Consider the following 8,853-nt stretch of genomic DNA (forward strand, 5'->3'; position numbering starts at 1 on the left):
GGCCGATCGCCCTGCGGCGCAAGGCCGGCGAGGCGCTGATCGAGGACTCCAACCAGTATCCGCCGATGCGCGGCCTGCCCCAGCTGCGCCAGGCGGTCGCCGGCTGGTACGCTCGCACCCAGGGCCTGGACCTCGATCCCGACCGCGAGATCATCGTCACCTCGGGCGCGACCGAGGCCCTGGCGGCGGCCTTCCTGAGCCTGATCTCGCCCGGCGACGAGGTGGTGCTGTTCCAGCCGCTCTACGACGCCTACCTGCCGATGGTGCGGCGGGCCGGCGGCGTCCCGCGCCTGGTGCGCCTGACGCCGCCGCACTGGCGGTTCGACCGGGCGATGCTGGAGGCCGTCTTCAGCGAGAAGACCAGGCTCGTCGTGCTCAACAGCCCGCTGAACCCGGCCGGCGTCGTCACCCCCGACGAGGATCTGGCCCTGCTGGCGGAATTCTGCGTCCGCTTCGACGTCACCGCCGTCTGCGACGAAGTCTGGGAGGCCGTGGTCTTCGACGGCCGCGCCCACCGGCCGCTGATGACCTTCCCCGGCATGCGCGAGCGGACGGTGAAGATCGGCTCGGCCGGCAAGATGTTCGGCATGACCGGCTGGAAGGTCGGCTTCCTGTGCGCCGCCCCGCCGCTGGCCAAGGCCCTGGCCGGCGCCCACCAGTTCCTGACCTTCACCACCCCGCCCAACCTGCAGGCCGCCGTCGCCTTCGGGCTGGAGGACCCCGGCGACTGGTTCGAGACCATGCCGGCGGGTTTGCAGCGCTCGCGCGACCGGCTGGCGGCTGGCTTGCGGGACGTCGGCTTTTCGGTGCTGGGCAGCGGCGGGACCTACTTCCTCAATATCGATCTGACCGCCTCGGGGATCGACCAGCCCGATCGGGCCTTTGCACTCAGAGCCGTGCGCGAGCACGGCGTGGCGGCGATCCCGGTCTCGGCCTTCTACGCGGAAGACCCGGTCACCAACGTGCTGCGCCTGTGCTTCGCCAAGGCCGACGACGTGCTGGACGCGGCGGTGGAGCGGCTGGCGCGGGCGAAGTGAGCCCGCTTCTCGCGGCGCTGGACAACCTGACATTGGCCTGACCAATATCCCCGCCAATGACGACGCCGGCATTACCAGCGTCGCAAGGGCAGGGAGAGGCGGATGCGGCGGATCTTCGGATGGGCCTTGGCGGTCGCGGCCGCGTTCCTGGCGACGTCGGCGGCCTTCGCCGGCCCGACCCTGAACCGCGCCGACCTGCGCGCCGGCCAGGACCTTTCCGGAACCTGGAACTACTCGGTCGATCCCTATCGCGACGGCGTCTCCGGTTTCCATCGCGGCCCGCCAGGCGTCGGCCATCGGCGCTATGACGACAGCGACGTCGACCAGGTGACCCGCGCCGATCCCAAGGCGCTCTACGAATACGACATGCGCCGCTCGCCGACGGCGACCCTGCCCGCCTCGTGGCTGACCCACGCGCCGGAGATGCGCCACTACCAGGGCCTGGTCTGGTACCAGCGGCGGTTCGACAGCGCGGCCCTCAAGCCCGGCCAGCGCGCCTTCCTGCGCTTCGAGGCCGCCAACTACACCGCCAAGGTGTTCTTGAACGGCCAGGCCGTGGGCGAGCACGAGGGTGGCTTCACGCCGTTCTCTTTCGAGGTGACGAGCCTGCTGCGGGCCGGCGAAAACCAGGTGACGGTCGGCGTCGATTCCACGCCCTCGGCCGACGGCGCCCCGCCGCCGGTCACCGACTGGGAGAACTACGGCGGCGTCACCCGGCCGGTGCGGCTGGTGATCACCCCGGCCACCTTCGTCGACGAGGCCTGGGTGCGGCTGACCCGCGACGGCAGGACGATCGCCGCCGACGTGAAGCTCGACGGCCCCGCCGCCGCAGGCCAGGCGGTCAGCGTCAGGGTCGCGGGCCTGACCCTGTCAGGCCAGGCCGGCGCCGACGGCGTCGCCAAGCTCTCGGCCCCCGCGCCCAAGAGCCTCAAGCGCTGGGCCCCCGGCGCGCCGACGCTCTACGACGTCCGGGTCGAGGCCGGCGACGACGTGCTGACCGATCGCGTCGGCTTCCGCACCATCGAGGTGCGCGGCGGCGAGATCCTGCTGAACGGCAAGCCGGTGTTCCTGCGCGGCATCTGCCTGCATGAGGAGGAGCTGGGCGAGAACCCGGCCCGCACCATCACCGAGGCCAACGCCCGCGCCCTGCTGGGCGAGGCCCGCGACGGCCTGCACGCCAATTTCGTGCGCCTGGCCCACTATCCGCACTCGGAGGTCACCACCCGCGTCGCCGACGAGATGGGCCTGCTGGTCTGGAGCGAGATCCCGATCTACTGGCTGGTGGCCTTCGACAATCCCCGCACCCTGAAGCTGGCGCGCGACATGCTGGCCGACTCGATCCGCCGCGACCGCAACCGCGCCTCGATCGTGCTGTGGAGCGTGGCCAACGAGACCCCAGTCAGCGACGCCCGCAACGCGTTCCTGGGGACCCTGACCGACGACGTCCGGACGCTGGACGACACCCGTCTGGTCACCGCCGCCCTGCTGGCCGCCCGCAAGACGGTTGACGCTCCTGATGGCCGGCACGCCGAGCAGTGGATCGACGATCCCCTCGCGGCCAAGCTCGACGTGCTGGCGGTCAACACCTATGCCGGCTGGTACGGCGACGACCCGCTCGACGCGGTGTCCAGGATCACCTGGCGGGCCACCGACAAGCCGATGGTGTTCTCCGAGTTCGGGGCCGACGCCCTGGCCGGGTTCAGCGACCCGGTGCTGATGCGCAAGTTCTCGGAAGACTTCCAGGCCCGCTACTACGTCCAGACCCTGGCCATGGCCGCCAACGCCCCGTCCCTGCGCGGCATGTCGCCCTGGATCCTCAAGGACTTCCGCTCGCCCCGTCGCCAGCACCCGGTCTACCAGCAGGGCTGGAACCGCAAGGGCCTGATCTCGCCAACGGGGCGGCGCAAGGCGGCCTTCAAGGTGCTGGCCGACTATTACGCCAAGCTGGCGGGGGACGGGCGCTAGCCCCTAAAGCGTCGCCGCCAGGGCCGCCATCTGGTCGGCGGCGATCCCCCAGCCTTCGTGGAAGCCCATCTGCTCGTGGGTCGCCTTGTCTTCCGCCGTCCAGTGGCGGGCCGTGGCGGTGTAGCGGGTCTTGCCGTCGCCCAGGTCCTCGAAGCGGACGATGCCGACCATGAACGGCTTTTCCGACGGGACCCAGGCGCTGGTGAAGGCGTCGGTGAAGACGATCAGCTGGTTCTCGACCACCTCCAGATAGACGCCGGGATTGGGCATTTCCTCGCCATTGGGGCCGCTCATGACGATGTAGCTGTTCCCGCCGCTGCGCACGTCCATCTGCGCGTGCGACACGCGCCAGGGCGGCGGGCAGAACCACTTGGGCAGCAGCTCGGGCGTGGTCCAGCACTTAAAGAGCTTGTCGGCCGGAACGTCGATTATCCGGGTAAGGGTCAGTTCGTGGGCGGCGGCGGGCGGTGTGAAGGCCATGGCGGGTCTCCGTCTTGCTGGAAGGACTGTTCGGCCCAAGGACGCGGCCGGTCCAGCCGTCCCGACATCGCACGCCGCATTTTTCGTCGGCGGTTGACCGGGCCGCGCGCGGCGGTCACTGTGCAGACAATTCAAACAAACGTTTTAGGGAGCGCGCCGTGAGCCTCTTCGACCTTTCCGGCAAGGTGGCGATCATCACCGGATCCTCGCGCGGCATCGGCAAGGCTATCGCCGAGCAGATGGCGCGGCACGGCGCCAAGGTAGTGATCTCGTCGCGCAAGGCCGGCCCCTGCGAGGAGGTCGCCGCGGCCTTGAACGAGCAGCACGGCGAGGGAACGGCCATCGCCGTTCCGGCCAACATCGCCTCCAAGGAGGACCTGCAGCGCCTGGTCGACGAGACCCGCGCCGCCTTCGGCCGCGTCGACATCTGCGTCTGCAACGCCGCCAGCAACCCCTATTACGGCCCCCTGGCCGGCATCGCCGACGACCAGTTCCGCAAGATCCTCGACAACAACATCATCAGCAATCACTGGCTGATCTCGATGGTCGCGCCGGAGATGCGCGAGCGGAAGGACGGGGCGATCATCATCGTCAGCTCGATCGGCGGCCTGCGCGGCAACGCCGTCATCGGGGCCTACAACATCTCGAAAGCCGCCGACTTCCAGCTGGCCCGCAACCTCGCCCACGAGTTCGGCCCCGACAACGTGCGGGTCAACTGCATCGCGCCCGGCCTGATCAAGACCGATTTCGCAAAAGCCCTGTGGGACGATCCCAAGACCCTGGAACGCTCGACCGCCGGCGTGCCGCTGCGGCGGATCGGCGAGCCCGACGAGATCGCCGGGGCGGCCGTCTACCTGGCCTCAAAGGCGGGAAGTTTCATGACCGGTCAAGCCATGGTGGTGGACGGCGGGGCGACCATCTGAGCCGGGCTCCACCTGCGCGCGATAACGGCGGTCTTTAAGTGCGGCCTAGGGACGCGCCCGGTCGAAAATTAACCTCGGACACGGAAACTTGACGCTAGGACAGGACGGTTGTTCGAGGACCGCCGCCCCGTGAAGCGCATCCTGCCCCTGCTGCTCGCGCTCGTCGCCCTGGCCGGCGTTGCGCCCGCGCGCGCCGCGACGGCCCCGGCCTCGGAGCAGGCGCGCAAGCTCGAGCAGCTCTATCGCGAGATCGGCGTGCAGCGGGCTGGCCCCGCCCCGCAAGACAACGAGGACGTCGAGCGCGCCGGCCGCCGGGCCCTGCGCCAGCGCGGCGACACCCGCCTCTACGCCCTGTGGCGCGTGCTCTACGCCTACAAGAGCAACCACGTTCAGAAGGCCTTCGACGACTGGGAGGCGACGGTGCGCGCCACCGCCCGGGTCGACGAGGATCCCGAGCTGGCGGCGCTGGCCGACCTGATGCAGGCCGCCTACGACCTCGACGCGCGCGGACCGACGGGCATGGACGACGCCCGCTGGGCGCGGTTCCTGGGCGGCTCCGGCCGCGAGATCGGCCTGATGGCCGGGGTCGAGCGCATCCGCACCCTGGCGCGCAGCGGTCGCTGGACCGAGGCCAGCCATTTCGCCGGCCAGCTGTTCGAGGATCTGGGCGAGCGCGGCTCGATCGCCCGACCGCTGCTGGCCGAGGCCCACCAGATGCACTCGTACACGCTGTCGGAAATCGGCGACAAGGACGGCGCTCTCGACCACATGGCCGAGGCCGCGCGCCTGGACGAGCGCGACGCCTTCTACATGCGCAAGATCGAGCGGCTGTACGACATCGCCTACACCGCCGCCGAACTGGGCGAGATCCCGTCGGCCGAGCGTTTCGCCGAGGTGCACCACCGCATGAGCGTGGGGTCCGGCGATCCGGATCTGCTGACCTGGGACCAGAACCTCTGCGCGGTGATCGCCGACGCTCGCGATGATCCTCAAGGGGTGCTGCGCTGCCTGCGCGACGCCGGGGCGGCGCTGGTCGCGCCGCAGGATCGCGTCGCGATGTCGATGCTGCGCCTGCGGGCCAAGGCCCTGGCCCAGACGGGACGGGCGGAGGCGGCCCGCCGCGACCTGACGCTGCTGGACACCGCCCCGCCCCGCGCCGCCCGCCCCGATCCGGTCGGCCGCATGCTGGTCGAGGCGTTCATCGCCAACGCCGAGGGACGCAGCAAGGACGCCTTCTCCCTGTTCGACCGCTGGCGCGTGGCCCATGCCCGCGACACCAACGCCGCCCAGGCCGCCACCGCCTCGCAGATCTCCTCGGCGCTGGAAGCCGAGCTGCAGTCCAAGCGCACCGAGAGCGAGCGCCTGACGGCCGAGGTCGAGCTGACCCGCCGCCTGGCCCAGGCCACCGGCGTGATCGCCGCCCTGATGGCCCTGCTGGTGGTCGGCGGCGTCACCTGGGCGCTCTACATGCGCCGGGCCCAGGCCAATCTGAAGGACGCCCGCGGCCGCGCCGAGGCGGCCAGCGAGGCCAAGTCCTCGTTCCTGGCGGTGATGAGCCACGAGCTGCGCACGCCGCTGAACGGCATGCTGGGCATGGCCCAGGCCCTGCGCGGCGAGACCCTGGGCGCGGGCCAGCGCGAGCAGGTCGACCTGCTGATCGATTCCGGCGAGACCCTGCCGGTGCTGCTCAACGACATTCTCGACCTGTCGAAGATCGAGGCCGGCAAGCTGGAGATCGCCCCCACGGCCGGCGACCTGGCCCAGGCGGTCGGCCGGCTGGTCAACGGCTTCCAGCCGACGGCGCGCGAAAAGGGCCTCAGCCTCACCTTCGACGTGGTCGGCGATCCGCCGCCGTGCCTGATGTTCGACGTGGTGCGGGTGCGCCAGTGCGTGGCCAACCTGGTGTCGAACGCCCTGAAGTTCACCAGCGAGGGCCGGGTCGCCGTGACCCTGTCCTGCGCGCCCGAACCCAACAGCGGCCGCCAGTCGGTGCGGCTGACGGTCAGCGACACCGGCATCGGCATGACCCCGGCGACCCTGAACAAGCTGTTCGGCGCCTTCACCCAGGCCGACGCCTCGACCACCCGCAACTACGGCGGCTCGGGCCTGGGCCTCAACATCACCCGCCGCCTGGCCGAGCTGATGGGCGGCTCGGTGACCGTGCGCAGCCGCGAGGGCGAGGGCTCGCTCTTCACCCTGCGCTTCCTGGCCGACGTCGCCGTCGGCGAGGCGGCCGAGGCGCCGGCGGCCGAGCCCGCGGCCCTGGAGCTGGACGCCCTGGCCTCGCTGGGCGGACGCCGGGTGCTGGTGGTCGACGACCATCCGGTCAACCGCCGGGTCATCCGCCTGTTTCTGGAGCCGTTCGGCTGCGAGCTGGTCGAGGTCGAGAACGGCCAGGAGGCGCTGGACGCCGTCGCCGCCCATCCGTTCGACATCGTGCTGATGGACGTCAACATGCCGGTGATGGACGGGCTGGAGGCCACCCGCCGCCTGCGCGCCGATCCGCGCTGGGTGCGCCTGCCGATCGTCGCCCTGACCGCCGACGTCATGCAGACCCAGATCCGCACCTGCCTGGAAGCGGGCATGGACGCCCACGTCGCCAAGCCGATCGACATGCGCAACCTGCTGTCGGTGCTGGCCCAGGTGGTGGTCGCCGCCCAGGCCCCGGGCGTGACCCGCGCGCGCACGGCCGAGCGGGTCTGAAGCCCTTCTCCCTTTGCGGGAGAGGGACGTTCAGTCGATCTCGAAGGTGTCCGGGCCGGAGGGCTGCGGGGCCGGCTGAGGCTTGGGGGGCGGCGGGGTCACGGGCGCGCGGCTCTCGGCGGCCAGCAGGGCCGAGACGCGCTTGAGCAGGTCGGCGGCAGTGAACGGCTTGACGATGTAGCCGTTGGCCCCGTCGTTGAGCGCCTGCTTGACGGTTTCGATGTCGCCCCGGGCGGTCATCATCATCACCGGGGTGCGCAGGCGGCGCAGGCGGCGGATGACGCGCAGGGCCTCCAGGCCGTTCATCCCCGGCATCTGGATGTCGAGCAGCACCAGGTCCGACTTGGCGTGTCCCAGGGTCTCCATGCCGACCGCGCCGTTGGGGGCGCCCGAAACGCGATGACCGGCCTGGCTCAGCACCAGGTCGACGAACTCGCGGACCAGCGGATCATCGTCGATCACCAGGATAGAGTGGGGCATCGGCGGGCCTTCGGGGAACGCGTCGGGTACTCGACCAACTATAGCGCGCACGCCCGGCGCCTCGCACCCCCGCGCGCCGATTTCCGGCGGGGCGCGCTCTATTGTCGCGCTCGGCGACGCGGGCGGTGCAATCCATCGGTTCCGTGCGGCGGCTTGGCGAGCGGCGCGGAAACGGGCATGACCGCCTGCCCGGCCCGCAAGGCCGCCGAAGAGACCGTCGATGTCCGTCGCCGCCGACCGCACCGCCCTGCTGGATCGCGCCCTGCTGCCGCGTTTCGGCCTGCTGTGCCTGGGCATCTGGCTGAACGCCGCCGACACCCTGGTCACCGCCACCATCATGCCCAGCGTCGCCCGCGAGGTCGGCGGCCACCAGTATTTCGGCTGGTCGGTGGCGGCCTATCTGATGGGCTCGATCGTCGCCGGGGCGTGCAGCGGCAAGTTCTCGCAAGGCCTGGGCCTGCGCCGGGCCACCGCCTTCGCCGGCGTGGTCTACGCCGCCGGCTGCGCCATGAGCGCCCTGGCGCCCGAGTTCGTCACCTTTGTCGTCGGACGCCTGATCCAGGGGCTGGGCGCGGGGGCCGTGGTGGCCCTGTGCTACGTCGCCATCACCGCCCTCTTCCCCGAGAAGCTGTGGCCGCGTGTCTACGGCGCGGTGGCGGGCGTCTGGGGCGGAGCGACGCTGCTGGGACCCTTGCTGGGCGGGGTCTTCGCCGCCGCCGGCTTCTGGCGGGGCGCGTTCTGGGCCTTCGTCGTCCAGGGCGTGATTTTCGTCGTCGCCGTGCTGGCCATGCTGCCAGGCGAGAAGCGGGCCGAGAGCCGCACGCGCATCCCCAGCCGCCAGCTGGCCCTGCTGGTCGTCGGGGTCAGCCTGATCGGCGCGGCCGGCGTCGTCGCCTCGCCCGCGACGGCGGGGATCTGCGCCGTGCTGGGGGTCGCGGCCATGGCCGCCATGCTGGCCGTCAACCGCCTCTCGCCCGACCGGCTGCTGCCGCGCTCGGCCGCCGACCTTTCCACCGCCACCGGCCTTGGCCTGCTGGTCATGTTCGCCTGCGAGGCCGCCGCCATCGGCTTCACGGTCTACGGCCCGGCCTTCATCCAGGCCCGCCACGGCGCCTCGCCGCTGGTGGCCGGCTATGTCACCGGCGGCATCGCGGCCGGCTGGACCGTCTGCGCCATGCTGGTCGCGCGCCTGAAGCCCGAGCACGAGCCCCTGGCCATCCGCGCCGGCGCGCTGGTGATCCTGGCCGGGGTCGCGGCCTCGGCCC

7 protein-coding genes are annotated in these 8,853 nt (G+C 71.3%); 5 read left to right on the forward strand and 2 right to left on the reverse strand.

All coding sequences use genetic code 11. From position 1 onward, the window contains the following. Positions 1–1,037 (forward strand): aminotransferase (locus tag DMC18_RS10215; RefSeq protein WP_110132915.1); only part of this gene is annotated, 1,037 nt, incomplete at its 5' end. A 102-nt stretch (positions 1,038–1,139) separates the two neighbouring features. Beyond that, positions 1,140–3,002, forward strand: a complete 1,863-nt coding sequence (locus tag DMC18_RS10220; RefSeq protein ID WP_110119257.1) for a glycoside hydrolase family 2 protein — start codon at positions 1,140–1,142, stop codon at positions 3,000–3,002. Positions 3,003–3,005: 3 nt separating this feature from the next. Here DMC18_RS10220 and DMC18_RS10225 read toward each other — a convergent pair whose 3' ends face one another. Next, positions 3,006–3,482, reverse strand: a complete 477-nt coding sequence (locus DMC18_RS10225; protein WP_110119259.1) for an SRPBCC family protein — start codon at positions 3,480–3,482, stop codon at positions 3,006–3,008. A gap of 158 nt (positions 3,483–3,640) precedes the next feature. Here DMC18_RS10225 and DMC18_RS10230 point away from each other — a divergent pair, with 158 nt between their 5' ends. Further along, the gene (locus DMC18_RS10230; RefSeq protein WP_110119260.1) at positions 3,641–4,405 is read left to right on the forward strand and encodes an SDR family oxidoreductase; all 765 of its coding nucleotides are present in this window, start codon (positions 3,641–3,643) and stop codon (positions 4,403–4,405) included. Positions 4,406–4,513: 108 nt separating this feature from the next. Next, the gene (locus DMC18_RS10235; RefSeq protein ID WP_233248116.1) at positions 4,514–7,108 is read left to right on the forward strand and encodes an ATP-binding protein; all 2,595 of its coding nucleotides are present in this window, start codon (positions 4,514–4,516) and stop codon (positions 7,106–7,108) included. Between the two features lie 30 nt (positions 7,109–7,138). Here DMC18_RS10235 and DMC18_RS25985 read toward each other — a convergent pair whose 3' ends face one another. Then, positions 7,139–7,588 (reverse strand): response regulator transcription factor, encoded by a 450-nt coding sequence (locus DMC18_RS25985; RefSeq protein ID WP_158285894.1) that lies wholly within the window; start codon positions 7,586–7,588, stop codon positions 7,139–7,141. A gap of 220 nt (positions 7,589–7,808) precedes the next feature. On the opposite strand from DMC18_RS25985, the gene DMC18_RS10245 reads away from it, so the two are divergent. Continuing rightward, on the forward strand, positions 7,809–8,853 hold a 1,045-nt coding region (locus DMC18_RS10245), incomplete at its 3' end, for an MFS transporter (protein ID WP_110132918.1).

This window comes from Caulobacter sp. D5 (genome assembly GCF_003185805.1).
Classification (GTDB): Bacteria; Pseudomonadota; Alphaproteobacteria; order Caulobacterales; family Caulobacteraceae; genus Caulobacter.

What these genes read in the sequence shown, in the direction of transcription:
- DMC18_RS10220 (WP_110119257.1), top strand. Translation starts at nt 1,140, where the DNA reads ATGCGGCGGATCTTCGGATGGGCCTTGGCGGTCGCGGCCGCGTTCCTG.
- DMC18_RS10225 (WP_110119259.1), bottom strand. Translation starts at nt 3,482, where the DNA reads ATGGCCTTCACACCGCCCGCCGCCGCCCACGAACTGACCCTTACCCGG.
- DMC18_RS25985 (WP_158285894.1), bottom strand. Translation starts at nt 7,588, where the DNA reads ATGCCCCACTCTATCCTGGTGATCGACGATGATCCGCTGGTCCGCGAG.